This window comes from Hyphomicrobium sp. CS1BSMeth3 (assembly GCF_900117415.1).
Classification (GTDB): domain Bacteria; phylum Pseudomonadota; class Alphaproteobacteria; order Rhizobiales; family Hyphomicrobiaceae.
In genome coordinates, this window is sequence record NZ_FPEI01000005.1 from 605,788 (window position 1) to 623,045 (window position 17,258).

General features: G+C 66.0%; 15 protein-coding genes. 7 read left to right on the top strand and 8 right to left on the bottom strand.

All coding sequences use genetic code 11. The features are described from left to right. Positions 1 to 94: 94 nt before the first annotated feature. Both CS1BSM3_RS11995 and CS1BSM3_RS12000 read right to left on the bottom strand, forming a co-directional pair. Positions 95 to 811, bottom strand: coding sequence for a thioredoxin domain-containing protein (locus tag CS1BSM3_RS11995; RefSeq protein ID WP_244540485.1), 717 nt, complete (start codon positions 809 to 811; stop codon positions 95 to 97). Between the two features lie 263 nt (positions 812 to 1,074). Further along, positions 1,075 to 1,527 (bottom strand): SET domain-containing protein, encoded by a 453-nt coding sequence (locus tag CS1BSM3_RS12000; protein ID WP_072387320.1) that lies wholly within the window; start codon positions 1,525 to 1,527, stop codon positions 1,075 to 1,077. Positions 1,528 to 1,938: 411 nt separating this feature from the next. Between CS1BSM3_RS12000 and lpxK the strand changes: the two genes are divergently transcribed. Then, positions 1,939 to 2,985 (top strand): tetraacyldisaccharide 4'-kinase, encoded by a 1,047-nt coding sequence (lpxK, locus tag CS1BSM3_RS12005; RefSeq protein WP_072387321.1) that lies wholly within the window; start codon positions 1,939 to 1,941, stop codon positions 2,983 to 2,985. A gap of 139 nt (positions 2,986 to 3,124) precedes the next feature. Here lpxK and CS1BSM3_RS12010 read toward each other — a convergent pair whose 3' ends face one another. After that, positions 3,125 to 3,946 carry an SDR family NAD(P)-dependent oxidoreductase gene (locus CS1BSM3_RS12010; protein ID WP_072387322.1) on the bottom strand — a complete coding sequence of 274 codons (822 nt, stop codon included), beginning with the start codon at positions 3,944 to 3,946 and terminating at the stop codon, positions 3,125 to 3,127. Between the two features lie 114 nt (positions 3,947 to 4,060). On the opposite strand from CS1BSM3_RS12010, the gene CS1BSM3_RS12015 reads away from it, so the two are divergent. Beyond that, the gene (locus tag CS1BSM3_RS12015) at positions 4,061 to 5,269 is read left to right on the top strand and encodes a CaiB/BaiF CoA transferase family protein (protein WP_072387323.1); all 1,209 of its coding nucleotides are present in this window, start codon (positions 4,061 to 4,063) and stop codon (positions 5,267 to 5,269) included. A 25-nt stretch (positions 5,270 to 5,294) separates the two neighbouring features. Beyond that, positions 5,295 to 6,155 carry an MBL fold metallo-hydrolase gene (locus tag CS1BSM3_RS12020; RefSeq protein WP_143149184.1) on the top strand — a complete coding sequence of 287 codons (861 nt, stop codon included), beginning with the start codon at positions 5,295 to 5,297 and terminating at the stop codon, positions 6,153 to 6,155. A gap of 6 nt (positions 6,156 to 6,161) precedes the next feature. On the opposite strand, the gene CS1BSM3_RS12025 is transcribed toward CS1BSM3_RS12020, so the two are convergent. After that, complete coding sequence (locus tag CS1BSM3_RS12025; protein ID WP_072388125.1) at positions 6,162 to 6,944, bottom strand: inositol monophosphatase family protein; 783 nt, start codon at positions 6,942 to 6,944, stop codon at positions 6,162 to 6,164. 330 nt (positions 6,945 to 7,274) lie between these two features. Here CS1BSM3_RS12025 and CS1BSM3_RS12030 point away from each other — a divergent pair, with 330 nt between their 5' ends. The 3 genes from CS1BSM3_RS12030 (at position 7,275) to CS1BSM3_RS12040 (ending at position 10,296) form a co-directional block, all read left to right on the top strand. Next, complete coding sequence (locus tag CS1BSM3_RS12030; protein WP_072387324.1) at positions 7,275 to 7,487, top strand: hypothetical protein; 213 nt, start codon at positions 7,275 to 7,277, stop codon at positions 7,485 to 7,487. 268 nt (positions 7,488 to 7,755) lie between these two features. Further along, positions 7,756 to 8,829 carry an LLM class flavin-dependent oxidoreductase gene (locus CS1BSM3_RS12035; protein ID WP_072387325.1) on the top strand — a complete coding sequence of 358 codons (1,074 nt, stop codon included), beginning with the start codon at positions 7,756 to 7,758 and terminating at the stop codon, positions 8,827 to 8,829. A 21-nt stretch (positions 8,830 to 8,850) separates the two neighbouring features. Further along, complete coding sequence (locus CS1BSM3_RS12040; RefSeq protein ID WP_072387326.1) at positions 8,851 to 10,296, top strand: amidase; 1,446 nt, start codon at positions 8,851 to 8,853, stop codon at positions 10,294 to 10,296. 9 nt (positions 10,297 to 10,305) lie between these two features. Here CS1BSM3_RS12040 and pbpC read toward each other — a convergent pair whose 3' ends face one another. The 4 genes from pbpC to CS1BSM3_RS12060 form a co-directional block, all read right to left on the bottom strand. Further along, the gene (gene pbpC, locus CS1BSM3_RS12045; RefSeq protein WP_083528536.1) at positions 10,306 to 12,600 is read right to left on the bottom strand and encodes a penicillin-binding protein 1C; all 2,295 of its coding nucleotides are present in this window, start codon (positions 12,598 to 12,600) and stop codon (positions 10,306 to 10,308) included. Positions 12,601 to 12,728: 128 nt separating this feature from the next. Then, positions 12,729 to 13,640, bottom strand: coding sequence for a DUF817 domain-containing protein (locus CS1BSM3_RS12050; protein WP_072387327.1), 912 nt, complete (start codon positions 13,638 to 13,640; stop codon positions 12,729 to 12,731). Positions 13,641 to 13,804: 164 nt separating this feature from the next. Next, positions 13,805 to 14,323, bottom strand: coding sequence for a hypothetical protein (locus CS1BSM3_RS12055; RefSeq protein WP_143149185.1), 519 nt, complete (start codon positions 14,321 to 14,323; stop codon positions 13,805 to 13,807). Positions 14,324 to 14,518: 195 nt separating this feature from the next. Then, the gene (locus CS1BSM3_RS12060; RefSeq protein WP_072387329.1) at positions 14,519 to 15,649 is read right to left on the bottom strand and encodes an epoxide hydrolase family protein; all 1,131 of its coding nucleotides are present in this window, start codon (positions 15,647 to 15,649) and stop codon (positions 14,519 to 14,521) included. A 239-nt stretch (positions 15,650 to 15,888) separates the two neighbouring features. Here CS1BSM3_RS12060 and CS1BSM3_RS12065 point away from each other — a divergent pair, with 239 nt between their 5' ends. Further along, positions 15,889 to 17,037, top strand: coding sequence for a DUF3131 domain-containing protein (locus CS1BSM3_RS12065; RefSeq protein ID WP_072387330.1), 1,149 nt, complete (start codon positions 15,889 to 15,891; stop codon positions 17,035 to 17,037). Positions 17,038 to 17,258 lie beyond the last annotated feature (221 nt).

Sequence of the window (17,258 nt, forward strand, 5' to 3'; positions counted from 1 at the left end):
CCCAAACGCAACCGAAATCAGGGCGAGTGCCGCAGCACGCCGCCCCCGATTGCGCAAGAACATGCCGGTGGGCAGATGGGCGCGCACGGAGCCGTCAACCGCCGAGGAAGGGTGCGAGCGCCTGATCGAACGCCTCGATCGTATCGGACCGGCCGCGCAGCCGCTTGCCGTTGATGAAGAACGTCGGTGTGGCGTTGACCCCGAACTCGTCGCTCGCGCGCTGGCGGGCGGAGATCATCTGGTCGAGGGTCGCGTTGTCCTTGAGGCAGGTGTCGAAGCGCTCCTGGCTGAACCCTGCCTGCTGCGCGATCTTGAAGAGCTCCGGCACCGGGTTGCCTCGGACGAAGGCCCACTTGTCCTGGGTCTTGAAGAGCGCGCTGATCATGGCGACGGTCGCATCGCCGCCCGCGCACCGCGCCAGCATGGCCGCCGCGGCCGCCAGATTGTCGAGCGGGAACTCGCGCATGACAAGGCGCACCTTGCCGGTGTCGATGTACTTCTCCTTGAGCGCCGGGAAGACATTGTTGTGGAAATTGGCGCAATGGCCACAGGTCATGGAGGCGTACTCGACGATCGTGACCGGCGCATCGGCCTTGCCGACGACGATGTCCGGCAGCGCGCCGGGCTTCATGAGCGCCTCGACCGATACCTCGTCAAGGCCGCGGTCGCCGCGCCGCTGCGCCAAGGCCGGCGTCATGCCCACGGCGGTCGTGAGCGCGGCCACGCTTGCCGCACCGAGCAGAAATGCCCGGCGGTTGAGGCCACGCGCAAGGAAGGCAAATGGGTTCGCCGACACGTCGATCTCCTTCAAGACAAGGACTTCTCGCCGGCGCTCCGACCGCACGACCGGCGCACCCGACTACGTTTATTGGGCCGAAGCTTTACGGCATTTCGGCGCCCAGCGCCAATTGAACAGGTCGTGACCCGCCCGTGGGATGCTCCCGGCGGCAGCAATCCGCGGCCTGTAGCGAGAAATGCCCATGAGACGGCCGGCAACCGGCCGTTCCCTTCGGGGGCTGTGGGCAGAATTGCTCAGGGCCTCAGCGTGCCCTGAGCAATGCGCGATACGATAACCTAGAGGCTTGCGCTGATCCCGCTGCCGACGCCGTTCGGCTTCTGGACGGCATAGGCCGGCTCAACGGCGATCGCGGGCGCCTCGAAGCCCTGGAACGTGCGATCGAACTCGAAGTAATTGCAGATGAGTTCATCGCCCGGATGGATGTCCGCAATGGCGTAGCCGACGTCCGGCCGTGTGAAGTCGGTGTTCGGCGTCATGCTGTGGTTCATGAAGCGGCCGTTGTCGAGCTCGAGCACGACGAAGCCCTCCCGCTCCATGTGCGGGTATCCGTAGCGCGTGAAGTAGTCCTGCACGTTCTTCGGGAAGCTTGCGACCTCTTCCTCGGTGAAGACCTTGTCGAAGCGCTCGTCGAGCGCCCAGATCGGCGTCCCCGCCGGGATGAAGTCCACTGCAAATACGCCAACGCCTTCGATCGCGCTGGCACGCACGGACGTAGCGACGAGCATCATGATACTTGTCTCCAGCTATTCAGCATTTTCGAGAGAAAAGTGAGGTGATCGAGGGCAAGGTCCACTTGGCCCCGCAGTGCGAGCATTGTGTCCTGACGGACATGCGCAGGTAGTCTCCAGTCACCACCCCGCGCTGTCTTGCGGATCATGATGGACGCGCGTTCTTGGAGGACGACAACCGCCCGAGAGGTCTGGAGCAGGTCCGCATCTCTGCGGCGCCTCGTCCATGCCCCCCGAACCCGGAACCGACTTGGTCCCGATGCGCGGAGCTTGTAGAGCTGGCGTAGCGCATGTCAAATCCCATTTTGTACGGACTGTGAAACTGTCACCAACTTGCTACAAGCGGTCCTGGCCCAAATGGTTCCGCGACGAGCGTGACAATCGAGAACGCGAGGACTCAGGCCGGTGACGATGCGCGAGCCCAGGTGGTGGTATGCCCCCGCGCCCGGTCCGGTGAGTCGGCTGCTCGAGCCGGTCGGCGCGCTCTGGGGCTCGCTCGTGTGCCGGCGATTCGCGCGCGCCAAGTCGTATCGCGCGGCGGCTCCCATCATCTGCGTCGGCAATTTCACGGCAGGCGGTACGGGGAAAACACCGCTCGCGCTGGAGGTCGCCGGTCTCGTTGCCGGCATGGGCCTCACCTGCGCCTTCCTTTCGCGCGGCTATGGCGGACGCCTCGCCGGACCGCACTGGGTGGATCCCGAACGCGACCGGGCGCGCGACGTCGGTGACGAACCGCTGCTTTTGGCCGCAGCCCGGCCGACGCTGATCTGCCGCGACCGGGCAGCGGGCGCGCGTGCCATCGCGACAGGCGCGGCCGCCGTGGACGTCATCATCATGGACGACGGGCTGCAGAACCCAGGCCTCGTAAAGGATCTCACGCTCGCGGTCGTCGACGGCGCGCGCGGCGTCGGCAATGGCCGCGTCATCCCGGCCGGCCCGCTCCGGGCGCCCCTCGGCTTCCAGCTCGACCTGGTCGATGCCGTGGTCGTCAACCGCGGCTCCGAGGACAGCGCGGCTCGAGGGGATTTCGCGGACCTGCTGCGCCGCGACTTCGAAGGCCCCGTGCTCGACGCCCGTATCGTCCCTGGTGGCGCGACCGAGTGGCTGTCATCGGCGCCCGTCATCGCATTCGCGGGCATCGGCGTGCCGGAGCGATTCTTCGCGACCCTCGCCGCCCTCGGCGCCGACCTCATCGCGAAGGTCGCCTTTCCCGATCACCATGACTTCACGGCCGCCGACGCGACTCAACTGCTGGACCTTGCCCGCAGCCACGATGCCACGATCGTCACCACCGAGAAGGACCGCGCCCGTCTCGCCGGTGGCGAAGGTCCGGTCGCCGAGCTCCACGCGCGAGCACGGGCGCTACCGATCCGCCTCAAGCTCGAAGCGCGCGACGAGAGCCGCCTCGTTGCCCTGATCGAGGGGGCCGTCGGACGGCGGGCACAGAAGGCGCGTTAGCCTGCTTCCCCCTCTCCCAATGTCTTCAATGGGGAGAGGGTCGGGGTGAGGGGCGGCCACATTGCAAACGTCAGCGTTTGCCGCCGCCCCTCATCCTAACCTTCTCCCCGTAAGAACGGGGAGAAGGGACAGCGCACGCTCAGTTCCCCCGCTCGTAGCCGGGACGCGGCACCTGGCCCATGAGGATCGTGTTGGCGCCGCCATCGACCAGCACTTCCGTGCCGCTCACGTAGCCAGCCCGGTCCGAGACGAGGAACGTGATGACCTGCGCGAGATCGTCGGGCGTCGCGACCCGGCCGATGGGGACCAGCTTCGAGCGCGCCTCGAGCACGCCCGGCACCTGGTAGTAGCTCTCGCTCAGCGCCGTGCGGACGAAGCCCGGGCTCACGACATTCGAGCGCACGCCTTCCGGCCCCCACTCGTAGGCGAGCTGGCGCGAGAGCATGTGAACGCCGGCCTTGGCCGTGCTGTAGGCGCCCGAGAACGGCTGCGGCTCGGTCGCGGCGATCGAGGCAATGTGTACAATCGCGCCGCGCTGGCGCTGGCGCATGCCCTCGCCGAACGCTTGCGCCGCGAGGAGGTAGCCCGTCAGGTTCACGGCGAGGATCTTGTTCCAGTCGGCGAGCGAGAGCTTGTCGAGACCGCCGGGGCGCAGGATGCCGGCGTTGTTCACGAGGATGTCGGCGCCGCCGAGCGCGGCCTCGACCTCCTTGCGCGCGGCAGCGATGCTCGCCTCGCTGGTCGTATCGCAGGCGACGGCGATCGCCTTGCCGCCTGTCTCGGCGATCGTCTGGGCCGCCGCCTTGGCGCCTTCGAGATTGATATCGAGGAGCGCGACGGCCGCCCCGACGCTCGATAGGCTGTTGGCGGTCGCCCGACCGATGCCGCTCGCGCCACCCGTCACTACAGCGATGCGGCCACCAAGGCCGAGCCAATCGCCACCCGAAGCGTTCGCGCTCATTTTGTCTTCCTCCCGATTGCAGGCTCTTGGCTTCAGCCTAGCCCACACTAGGCAGCATTGGGTAGCGCAGCTAAGCTCGCTCCCAGAGGCAAACGCTCAAGAAGAAGGCTCCCAATGGCGAACTCGCTCCCTCTGGAGGGATTGCGCGTGCTCGACGTGAGCTCGTTCATCGCCGCACCCGCAGCGGCCGTCGTGCTCGGCGACTACGGTGCCGACGTCATCAAGGTCGAGCCACCCGGCGAAGGCGATCCGCATCGCGGCAACACCAATCTCACGAGCTTCCCCAAGTCCGAGGTGAACTACCCCTGGCACCTCGACGCCAGAAACAAGCGCTCGATCGCCCTCGACCTCAAGCACCCGGACGGGCGCGCCGCCCTCGACCGCCTGATCGACACGGCCGACATCCTGATCACCAACTACCCCTTTCCCGTGCGGGCACGCCTGCGTCTCAGCTACGAGGAAGTTGCCGCGCGCAATCCACGGCTGATCTACGCCTCCTTCTCCGGCTACGGCGAGGAGGGCGCGGATAAGGATCAGCCGGGCTACGACAGCAACGCCTACTTCGCGCGCTCCGGCCTCCTCGATGCCATCCACTTCGAGGGACAGCCGCCGGGCTTTGCCCTTCCTGCGCAGGGTGACCGCCCCTCGGCCATGGCGCTGCTCTCGGCCATTCTTCTGGCCCTCATCGACCGTGGGCGCACGGGCAACGGTACGTGGGTCGCGAGCAACCTGCTCGCCAACGGACTCTGGTCGAACGGCGTCTATGCCCAGGCCGCGCTGGTCGGATCGTATCTGCCGAACCGCCCGCCGCGCGAGCGGCCGCGCTCGGCCCTCGCCAATATCTACCTGACCGCGGACGATCGCTGGCTCCAGATCAACGTGACGAACGAGACCCGCGACTGGCCGGCGATCCTGGAGATGATAGAGCGGCCCGAACTCGTCGACGACCCTCGGTTCGCCGAGAGGAAGGCGCGCCACGCCAATGCTGCCGCGCTGACGGAGATCTTCGATAGCGCCATTCGGAAACGGCCCTTCGCGCACTGGAACCGGCTGCTCAAGGCGCGAGCCATCCCGCATTCGCGCATCAACCGCCTGCAGGACATTCCCGAGGACGCCCAGGCCGTCGCCGCGCGTGCGGTCGTGGCAAGCGACGCGCCCGACATGCCGCTGACGCTGGCAGCGCCCTTCCAGATCGGCCATGCTGCTCCCCGCCGGCCGGGCCCTGGCCCCGCGCTCGGTCAACACACAGATGTGATCCTGCGGGAGGCGGGCCTTAGCGAGAATGAGATCGCGGCATTGAGGGCGAGTGGGGCTGCCGCATGACGGCGTAACAGACTTGGAGGTCTCAATGCGCGTGAGGAAGTTGCTCGTCGCTGCCGCCATGTTCCTCGTGCCGGCAGTCCTGCTGATCCTCGGCGCCCCTCCAACCAGAGCCCAGACCCCTTCGCAGGGGAAGATCGCCCCCGACCTCTGTCTCGCGCTCGCCGAAGCACCGCCCCGCCGCGGCCCCGGCGGCATCACGATCCCCTCGCTCGTGCAGAAGGCTCAGCTCAAAATCGGCGAGACGCGGATCAGCTACGTCGGGCACTCGACGTTCCTGCTCGAGACGCAGCGCGGCGTTCGCATTGCGACGGACTACAACGACTACGTGCGCCCGTCCGTGATCCCCGAGATCGTCACCATGAACCGGGCCCACTCGACCCACTACACCAACCACCCCGATCCCTCGATCCGATATGTCCTGCGCGGCTGGAACCCCGAGGGTGGCCACGCCCAGCACGACATCACGCTGGAGGATGTGCGGGTCCGCAATGTCCCGACGAACATCCGCAGCTACTCGGGCGGCACGGACGTCTGGGGCAACTCGATCTTCATCTTCGAGACAGGCAACCTCTGCATCGGGCATCTGGGCCACCTGCACCACACGCTGACCACCCAGCAGCTCGCCCAGATCGGCCAGCTCGACGTGGTTCTGGTGCCGGTCGACGGCAGCTTCACGCTCGACGTGCAGGGCATGATGGAGGTCCTGAAGGCGCTCAGGGCGCCGCTCATGATCCCCATGCACTACTTCTCGTCCTACACCCTGGAGCGCTTCCTGCACGAGGCGCGCCCTCACTTCGAGGTCGAGATGAGCGAGGTGCCGACCGTCGTCGTCTCGCGGGCGACGCTGCCGAAGTCGCCGAAGATCCTCGTCCTGCCGGGGAGCTGACCGCTCTCAGGTGAGCAGCAGCCGACGGATATCCGCGGCGGCATCCTCGCTCGGCGCGATGACGAGACCGCCTGCATTGTCACCCGGACGATAGGGGCTGCCGTCGTGCTTCGAGAAAACGAAGCCGAGCTCGCTCGCGAGTGCGAGACCCGGCAGATGATCCCAGGGCTCGGATTTGTTGTAGATCGCGAAGTGGGCGCTCCCCGATAGCAGCCGCGGATAGTCGAGGCCGGCGCAGGAGACATTCTGAAGAGCCGCGAAAGCTTCGCCGCGCGACTTGATCTCCGCGCGACGCGCGTCGCTCATGTGGCGGCGGCCGAGGAGACCGATCAGCTCCTTGCTGAGTGTGGGAACCTCAGGCCGAGGAAGTCGCTCGACCCCACCATGGCGGACGCGCCAGGCACCACTTCCGCGCTCACCCATGTGCAGCTCGCCACTTACGGGCGCAAGGATCCATCCTGCAACGAGCTCCTCGCCGCGCACGAGCGCGACCATCACCGCGAATGCGGTCTCACCCTTGGCGAAGGCGCTCGTGCCATCGATCGGATCGATCACCCATACTGGATCGCCGCTCGCGAAGTGCTTCGTGACGGACGGATCGGCGTGAACGCCTTCCTCGCCGATGACGCGCGAGCCGGCGATGATCTCCGCAAGACGACGCGCGAGCTGCACCTCGGCAGCGCGGTCCGCGACCGTGACGACGTCGCTCGGACCGGTCTTCTCGACGACATCTCCACCTGCAAGATTGCGCCAGCGCGGCATGATTTCTTCCGCCGCAACTTCGCGCATGATTCGCGCAACATGCTCGATTTCGACCACTTCTTAGCCCTCGACAGCGCTTTCGCGCGCTTCTTCTCGCTCATCCTTGCGCGAAATTTTCGAGGCCGTCCAGATGCATCCGCGATCGTGTGAATATGGCCGGTTTTATTGCATTACTTTCATTTTTGCGTTAGAGAAAGCAGATTGAAAATTTATTCGGATTATCTCGGCCGAGTATCGAGATTTGATTTCATTAACTTCCCATTAACCACCGAATCTCCAAATTCATCCTTGCAAGTGGACACGATTCGTCTTGACAGGCGAGTGACTTGCTACCGGGAAGAGATAGGAGATATCAACATGGCTAAGGTTGCAAAGAAGACCACGAAGAAGGCGGCTCCGAAGAAGGTTGCCGTGAAGAAGACTGCGAAGAAGGCCCCCGCGAAGCGCGCTGTGAAGAAGACCGCTGTGAAGGCTGGCCCGGCCCGCCGCAAGACCGCTGCGGCGAAGACCCGCCGCGCCCCCGCCAAGAAGACGGCTGCCCGTAAGCCGGCTGCCCGCAAGCGCGCCTAGAGCGATTTCCCGTAGTCGCTCGCCGCGTTTCTTATGTCCCAGTCGACCGGTGCCGTCTCGATCGCGGCGCCGGTCGATTTACTTTCGGGGCCATTTCCAGGCTCCGATACGCCGAATAAGCATGTATGTCCCCCCGTGAGTGCGGCGCGACTCGATGCCTGCGGGGTTCCATTGCCTCCCCACCTCGGACAAACTGCCGGAAGCTCGGCAATTGCCAGGCCGCTGATGCGGGATCAACCTGCAGGCGATAAGGCGGGGAGGCGCACCCATGAATTTCGGCATCTTCAATCTCATGGGCTATCGCACGCCGGGAACGGCCGCGGCCGCACTTTATGATGGCGCAATTGCCCAGGTGAAAGCGGCCGAAGCCGCAGGTTTTGATATCGCCTGGTTCGCCGAGCACCATTTCTCGAATTATTGCACATGCCCCTCGCCGCTCATGATGGTGGCCCGGCTCGCCGGCGAAACCTCCCGAATCAGGCTTGCGACAGGGGTGGTCGTCGTCCCGCTCTATGATCCTGTCCGGCTGGTTTCCGAGATCGGGATGGTCGACCAGCTCACCCATGGCCGTCTCGTCCTCGGCATCGGCAGCGGCTACCAGCCCTATGAGTTCGAGCGCTTCGGTGAGGACCTCACCGATTCGGCCCCGAAGCTCGTCGAATTCGTCGACATCCTCGAGAAGGCGTTCTCGGGCGAGACATTCACTCACAAGGGCCGCTACTGGGAGCTCCCGGAGACCCACATCGCCCCGCGCCCGGTCGGCAAGCTCCCCGACATCTGGATTGCGGGTGACAACCGCACGCTTCAGGGCCTCGCCGCGCGCAAGGGCTGGCCGATCATGCTCACGCCGCGCCATGCCTCGGTTGCGCAGCTCACAGAGGTGAAAGTCCGCATCGGCGAGATCTATGCCGAGCAGGGCCTCGACCCGAAGCGCCCGGCCATCGCGCCCTTGCGCCACGTCTGCATAACGGACAGCAAGGCCGAGGCCGCTGAGTTCGTCGACAACGTCCGCCATCAGATCCGCCTCTCGCAGAGCCTGCGCCGCCGCGAGGAGCTGATCGACGGCGCCATGCTCATCGAGAAGCCCTACCAGGGCGAGCCGCCGCTCGACGTGCTCGCGAACTCGCTGCTGGTCGGCGATGCCGCCTCGGTCGCCGAGCGCATGGCAGCGCTGATCCGCGCGGCCGAGCCCGTGCACATGCTCCTCCAGTTCCAGGCCGGCGCCTCGCCGTTCTCCATGGCGCTGAAGTCCATCGAGCGCTTCGCCGGAGAGGTCGTGCCCATGCTGGAGCGCGCGCTCGGACCGCTGGACGAGATCGGCGCCGCACGCCGCCGCCACTGACTTGCAGGGGAAGGAAACCCAATGACCGATGAGCTCATTCGCATGACCGCACGCGAGGCCGTGCGCCGCCTCGGCAAGAAGGAGATCACCCCGCTCGATCTCATCGATGCCGCCGAGAAGCGCATCGCGGCCTGCGAGGGCGCACTCAATGCCCTGCCGACCCTCTGTCTCGACCGCGCGCGCGATCATGCCCGCGCCCTCATGCGCGGCGAGCGGCGCGAGGCCGAAGGCGAAGCGGGCTGGCTTGCCGGCCTGCCGGTCACCATCAAGGACCTGACGGACGTCGCGGGCGTGCGCACGACCTACGGCTCGCCGATCTTCAAGGACCATGTGCCGACGGCCTCGCACCCGCTCGTCGAGCGAATCGAGCGCAAGGGCGGCATCGTCATTGCCAAGTCGAACACGCCGGAGTTCGGCTCGGGCGGCTCGACCTTCAACGAGGTCTTCGGGCGCACGACCAATCCGTGGAACACCTCGCTCACCTGCGGCGGCTCGACGGGCGGCGGCGCCGCCTCGCTGGCGGCTGGCGAAGCCTGGCTCGCGCACGGCAGCGACCACGCAGGGAGCCTCAGGCGACCGGCGACCTACTGCAGCGTCGTCGGCTTGAGACCTTCCCCCGGACGCGTGACGCGCGGCACGTCCAACAATCTCTACGCGCCGCTCTCCGTGCAGGGCCCCATGGCGCGCAATGTGCCCGACGTCGCCCTCTTCCTCGACAGCATGGCCGGCTTCTGCCCGCGCGACCCGCTGACCTTCGATGCGCCCGCGCAGTCCTTCAGCGAGGCCGTAGCCGCGCGCAGGCTGCCGCGGCGCGTTGCATGGTCGGCCGACTTCGGCGGCGTGGCGCCCATGGACAGCGAGACGCGGGAGATCTGCGCCAAGGCCGCTCAGCGCTTCAAGGAGCTCGGCGCCACGGTCGAGGAGGCGGCACCCGATGTCGGCCAAATCGCCGATGCCTTCATGGTCTTGCGCGCGCAGTCGTACGTCGTGGACCGCGAGCTGCAGATCGCCCAGTACCCCGACAAGTTCAAGCAGGACATCATCTGGAACACCAAGCTCGGCCTCGAGGCGACGCCCTCGCGGATCGGCTGGGCAGAGCGTGAGCGCGCGGCCTTCTACCGGCGCGTGGCCGCCTTCTTCGAGACCTACGATCTGCTGATCACGCCGGGTGCCTCGACACCGGCCTTCGATGTCACGCGGCGCATGCCGGAGAAGATCGATGGCAAAGTCGTCGAGCACTATCTCGGCGGCTCGCTGATCACAGCGATCCCGACGCTCATGGGCGTGCCGTCGCTGGCCGTGCCCTGCGGCTTCGATCAGTACGGCCGGCCGGTCGGGTTGCAGATCGTCGCGCCGCCGCGCGGGGAGGCCGCCTTGCTCGCAGCCGGCACGGCCTTCGAGGAACTGACGGGCCTCGACAAGCAAGTGCCGATCGCCCCGCGCTCCGGCAAGGTGCCGCCCGCGTAAGACACGCGGCTACTTCAGCCGGATATCCACGCGGTCGCTCTTGCCCTTGGCATCGATCACGGTGATGCGCATGAAGCCGCGACCATCCGGGCGCCATTCGACCTCACGTCGCTGCGGATCGGACGAGATCGGCGCGCCATCGGCGAGCCACGTCAACGGCAGCGCGCCGCCCTCGGCCTTGAGCATCACCGCGGCGTCATCGCCGTCGTCATGCTCCAGCTCCGCGCGATCGGGCGGAAAGGCAATGCGCACGAGCGGCTCGACGAACGTCGCGACTTCCTGGGGCTGCGCCTCATTGCCAAAGCGCCGGAGCGGCGGCGGCAACGTACCGCTCGTCGCGCGGATCGCGCCCGGCGGCGCCGCGGGCAAGGGCGTCGTCTTCTCGGCGATGCGCGCGAAGGCATCGAACAGCAGCGGCGCCGCTGCCGTGTGCCCACTCAGGCCCGGTGTCGCCGTGCCGTCGGCGCGGCCGATCCACACGGCAATGACGTGCTTGCCGTCATAGCCGACGGCCCAGGCATCACGATAGCCGTACGACGTCCCGGTCTTGTAGGCGATCCGGCCCCCGCGCGCATTGGCCGGCGGCGGCGCATCCTTGAGGATGTCGGTCACGTACCAAGCCGCAACCGGCGACAGGAGCCGCGGGGGCGCCTTCGCAAGCGTACGCCGCTCGCCGCGCACATAGTTGAGCTCCATCGCACGCCCGCCGCTGGCGAGACCTGCATAGAGCGTGGCGAGGTCCTGCAGCCTGAGCCCGATGCCGCCAAGCGCTATGGCGAGCGTCGGCTGCGCCCCCGCAGGAAGCTCCGTCTTGAGGCCCGCGCGACGCAGGCGCCCATTGAGACGCGCCGGACCGATCTCGGACAGCACCTGCACGGCCGGAATGTTCAGCGAGAGGCCGAGCGCCTCGCGGATCGAGACTGTCCCGCGGAAGCCCTGGTCGAAGTTCTTCGGATTGTACGTACCGAAGCGCGTTGGCCGATCCTCGATCAGCGTCTCGGGATGCGCGCGGCCACCTTCGAAGGCAAGGCCATAGATGATCGGCTTCAACGTCGAGCCGGGTGAGCGCACGGCCTGCACCATGTCATTCGCACCGAGCCGGCCCGCGTCGAAGTAATCCGCCGAACCCACATAGGCGAGGATGTCGCCGGTCGTGTGGTCAAGGGCGAGCACCGCGCTCGAAAGCCGCGAGCCCAGGGCCTCGGTGTGCTCGCGCGCGAGCTGTTCCAGCGCTGTCTGCGCGTCGCGGTCGAGCGTCAGACGATGCACACGCTTGTCCGGCAGGCGGGCAACCTCGCTCTCTGCGAGATGGGGCGCGAGCATACCGAAGGCACGCCGCGCCGTCGGCACGGCCTCGACAAGCGCGGCGCGCGCCTCGTCCTCCTTGATCACGCCGGCCTCCATCGCACGCGCGAGCACGCGATCGCGGGCCCGTCGTGCGTTCTCGGGATTGCGATCGGGCCGGCGCATGGCAGGGCTCTGCGGGAGCGCGACCAGCAGCGCAGCCTCACCGGGTGAGAGCCGCCGCGGCTCTTTGCCGAAGTAGGCGAGCGAGGCCGCACGAACGCCCTCGATGTTGCCACCGAAGGGCGCGAGCAGCAGATAGAGATCGAGGATCTCGTCCTTTGTCAGCTTCAGCTCGAGCTGGCGCGCGCGCACCATCTGCTCGAGCTTGCCAGCGAGCGTGCGCGGATGCTCGCCACTCAGCAGGCGCGCCGTCTGCATGGTGAGCGTGGATGATCCCGAGACGATCCGCCCGTGGCTCAGGAACTGCCAGCCAGCCCGAAGCGTCGCCAGGGCGTCGACGCCGCCGTGAGACCGGAAGCGCCGATCCTCGAAAGCGAGGAGCATATCGAGATAGCGCCTGTCGACATCGCCGACCGCAACAGGCAGTCGCCAGATGCCGTCCGGCGTCGTGAAAGCACGCAGCAGACGATCGCGGCGATCGAGAACAATGGTGGAGGTGTGCCCCGCGCGCTCGAGGCTCGGTGGTACTGTCCAGCGCGCCGCCAGCTCAAGTGCGAGAAGTGGAGTGAAGATCAGCAGGGCGGCTGTCAGCGCACCGAACGCACTACGACGAACAATGGCGCCGCGGGATTGCGTCTTCGACGTCTCACCGCGGCGCCAGGGCGCCTGACCCGTGGTTGGCGCCTCCCCCGTGTCTCGCCGTCCCGTTAATACCTGTGACGAGCGGCGCCATGGTGGCCGCCGGAAGAGGGCAAAAGCGTGGCACGCCGGGCGATATGCCCAACGGAACCGCGACGATCCGTGCACGCGATCCGCGCCGGTCCGTTCGCCGTCCATGCGAGAAGTCTCCAATTTCCTTGCTTCTCGCATACATGGCACGAATTACGGCGGAAATCCTCGACGGCACGTGAGCTCCGGGCCCGATCATCAGCTCGCCCTTGCCTTTTCTTGCACTCCAACGCCGTTCAGCCGCGGGCATTGCCGGAATTGAGCGGCTTCGGGGCATGAACGGAGGCGACGAGCACGAAGCTGATGATCATCAGAAGGAACCACGCGCCGAGCTTGCCGAGGCTCACCGGCGACCACGCCTTGAGCTGATGCGGGTAGAGCCAGACGGCGGAGAACGAGCTGATGTTCTCGGCAAACCAGATGAAGAGCGACACGAGGAAGAAGCCGAGCAGCAGCGGCATCCGGCGCGGGACTTCGTCGATCGTGAAGTGAATGACCGTACGGCCGTAGATCAGCGCGGCGAAGGCAAAGAGGCCGTAGCGCAGATCAACGACGTAGTGGTGCGTGAAGAAGTTCACGTAGATGAGGGCAGCGAGAAGCCAAGTCGTCCAGATCGGCGGGTAGTGCGAGAAGCGGAAGTCGAACAGGCGCCAGCAGCGCGCGATGTAGCTCCCGACGGCGGAGTACATGAAGCCCGAGAAGAGCGGCACGCCGGCGATGCGTATGAGGTTCGCCTCCGGATAGATCCATGATCCCTTGGCCGTCTTGAAAAGCTCCATGATCGTCGCGACGACATGGAAGATGAGAATGACCTTGGCTTCCTCGATGCGCTCCATCTTGAGCGCGAGCAACGCGCCCTGGGTCGAGAGCGCGACGAGAAACAGGAAATCGTAGCGCGCAATGGGCGCCCCGAGCGGCCAGGCAAATTTCGTCGTGACGATCGCGAGGAGCAGAATGCCGGCGAAGAGGCAGGCCCAGGCCTGCAGGACGCCGAACAGCAGGAGCTCATGCCACACGCGGCCGAGCGGCAAGGGCAGAAGCCAGCGCTCCGAGTGGCGCTTCAGCGCTGCAAGCCAGATGTCCCGGCGGCGTATGTCTGCAGTGGCGGTCGTGCTGGCCGCTTCGGCGCGCCATGCCTCGTCATTCATGCCCGGTATCCTGAAGCGCCGTTTCTCAGCCGCGCGAAGACTGAGGCGACGATCAGGGCATCATGAGGGCTTGTCGCTGCATGAACGACAACAGGCGGCGAAGTGCGTTCGCCGCCTGCTCGATAGACAACCTGCGCATCCAAGGCTGGATGCGCGGTGTTAGATCACTTGCCCGGAGAGGCTTCCGGGCGGCAGGGCCGCGCCGTCAGACGGCAGCGGTAGAATACCTGCCCGACGACGGAGCCGACCGACGAACGGCCGCACTCGTAGGTGGCATCGTGCGCGTGCTCGCGAGCCATGTAGCGCTCACCCCACTGCCAGCGTGCGGTCTGCATCCAGGCCTTGTCGGCCTCGCCCTGCGCGCCGCTCTCGCTTGCGTACTGGTCACCGACGACGGCGAGCTGCGGACGGCACTTGTCCGCCGCGTCTACGACCGGCGCCGTGCGGATGATGCGGGCGCGCCGAATGTACCGCTCCTCGCGCCTCTCACGCCTCAGCTCCGCCGCCCGCTCCTGCTGGCGGACCACCCGACGATGCTGACGGGCCTGTGCCGCAACGGTGTCCCCATGTGCCTCAGCCTGCCAACGCGACTGCGCCGATGCACAGCCTGTCATCGCCGTCACGGCAATGGCGACCAGGCCGCCGGTCAGTGCCGCAGAGAAGATTGCTTTCCTCGAGCTCACGAACGCCCCCATCTGATCAACGCACGCACAAAAAAGCCACATTCCCCCCTCTAGCCAGCGCCCAAAGGGGGGTCAATCTGAGGGCGCGAACTCGGCGGTGGGTAACCTGTGCACAGTCCGGCGTGTGACATGGCGGGCACCACGCTCGATGCCCCGCGCAGCATGGGAACGCAATCGGAGCGCGCGCATCAAGCGCTACTCTGCAACCTCGCTGAAGAAGGCATGGATCTCGTCCGCCAGCGCTTCCGGCTGCTCGAGCGCGGCGAAGTGGCCGCCCTTCGGCACCACCGTCCAGCGGCGGATATCGGCATACGTCTTGGCGGCCAGCGACTGCGGCGGCCGCAGGATCTCCCGCGGAAAGGCCGCGTAGCCGGTCGGCACCTTGATGGTCTCGCCGAGCGGCAGGAACCACGGCCGGTGCAAGCGGGAGTAGTAAGGCCAGAAGGACGAGCCGATCGCGCCCGTGAACCAATAGAGTGAGATGTTCGCCAGCATGGCGTCCCGACTGATGGCATCCTCGGGTACGCCGTTGTTGTCGGTCCAGCGATGGAACTTCTCGGCGATCCACGCGGCGAGGCCGGACGGCGAATCCGTCAGGCCGAAGGCGAGCGTCTGCGGCCGCGTTCCCTGGATCCACTGGTAGCCGGTCTCCTCCTTCAGAAACTCGTTGAGCTCATTGAGGAACGTCTTCTCCTCCGGCGTCGGGTTGGCGACGAGCGATGGATCGCGGCGCACGGCCAGGAAATTCAGATGGAGGCCGATCAGCCGTTCCGGATACCGATAGCCGAGGATCGAACCGACGAAGGCACCCCAGTCACCACCCTGATAGGCGAACTTCTCGTAGCCGAGCACGCCGGTCATGAGCTCAGCGTAGAGGTCGGCGATCTCCTCGGCGCCGAAGCGCTCCTGGCCCGGCTTGAAGGAGAGCGTGTAACCCGGAAGCGATGGCGCGATGACCGTGAAGCGGTCCGTCAGGCGGTGGATCAGGTCGTGGAACTCGAACACCGATCCGGGCCAGCCGTGCGAGATCAGCAGCGGAATGGGATTGGGCCCGCGACCGGGCTCATGAATGAAGTGCAGGTCTATGCCCCCGATCGGCACCGTGAACTGGCGAAAGCCATTGAGCTTCGCTTCCCAGGCGCGCCAGTCGAACTCGGTCCGCCAGTAGTCGGCGAGCCCTTTGACATAGGCGAGGCTCGCGCCGGTCGACCATGGCGCGAGCGGCGGCTCGTCCGGCCAGCGCGTGCGTGCGAGCCGTTCCTTCAGGTCCGAGATGTCACCTTCTGGGACACTCAGTGTGAACGGCCGTGGCTTGTATTGGCTCATGGTCTCCTCCTCCGCCTGGGAGCCCCATCGATCGTCGCGGCGGCACGCTCTCTGCACTGTCCCTTCGCATCGGAATAGAAACCTGAACGCCACATGCCCCAGGCGTTCACGATTGGGACAGTTCAGCTATGCGTATGTCACGCCGCGATGCGATCCGGGCCGGTTTGTGCTTCGCTGGAACACTTTCCGCCCAAGGCTACTTTAACTCTGCGTTCGCAGTAAATCAGGTGGACGCCCCCTTGGTCCCTTCGCTCAAGAAGGATGCGGAAATTGCCTGGCAGTTCTTCACCATGAAGACGCCGGGCGCCCCCATCGGACTCGTGCCGGCGGCCGTGTGGCCCGAGGGGAGCAGCCTTGGCCGCTACAATATCCTGACCATGTGGGATGCAGGCTCCCTCATCCTCGCCTATATCTCCGCGCGCTCGATCGGCCTCATCGAAGAGAAAGAGTTCGATCAGCGGATGCGGACGGTCATGGCCTTCCTCAAGAACTCCACGTTCCGCTGGAGCCAGCTCTCACTGCCCAACTATCGCACGCAGATCGTCGGCGGCTCCGCCGCCGAGGGCGGCTACGACACGACCGATACGGGGCGCCTGCTTTTGGCCCTGCATATCCTCGACAAGGCAACGAACAGCGCCTACGGGGCGAAGGAGCAGGTTGCACGCTGGAATATCGCTGCCACCGTCAACAAGGGCCAGCCGTACGATATCAAGTCGTCATCCCGATATGAGGCGCGGTGCTTCAATTACATTCACTATATCGCGAGGTCCTACGCGCTCTGGGGCATCGAGGTCGATACCGGCTTCGATCGCGAGCTGAAAGAAGGCGATGAGAGCGCCCGCCAGGCTTTCATCGATCATGTCGCCGCGGTCGGGCCGATCGCGACCGAGCCCCATGCCAATGAGGCCATCGAGCTCGGACACTCGCCGCGCTCGCGCATTCTGGCGGACGCGCTCTATGCCGCCCAGCAGGAGCGATATGCCGAAACGGGACGCCTCACGAGCGTTTCTGAAGCACCGATCGACAAGCAGCCGTGGTTTACCTACCAGGGCTACAATCTGGACGCCTACGCAGGTCCCCAGTGGCCGGTCGACTCTGTCGTCACCGAGCGCAAATGGGCCACCAAGGAGTTCGCCGAGACCTACCGGATGACATCGAGCAAGGCGACTTACCTCTGGCTGGCCGAGCGCGGCGACGCCTACTCTCAGAAGCTGCGCAACTTCATCTCGGCAAAGGCGCCGAGCAACGGCTTTGGCTTCCATCCCGGCATCTACGAGGCCTCGGGCCGCGCGCCGCGGATCATGGACGTCAACACCAATGCGACCGTGCTCGAGTCCATCGCCTTCGTCCTCGGCGATCGCAAACCGCTCGTCGAGATGCGTCTCTAGTCCACGCATCCGAAGTAAGGCCGTGCTGTGCTTCCGCGTGCAACACGGCCTGGCCGCTCTTGAGCTTCCCCCGCCTCACGGGCGGCAGTGCGGCGACGCTTGTCGCCGCACACTCTTTTCTCAGCCGATCTCAGCCGATTTCGCGCATTTACGTTTCGTTAAACCTAAATTCTGATTGCCGCCTGTCTCACCCCGAACCGATCCTAACCGGTCCCTAATTT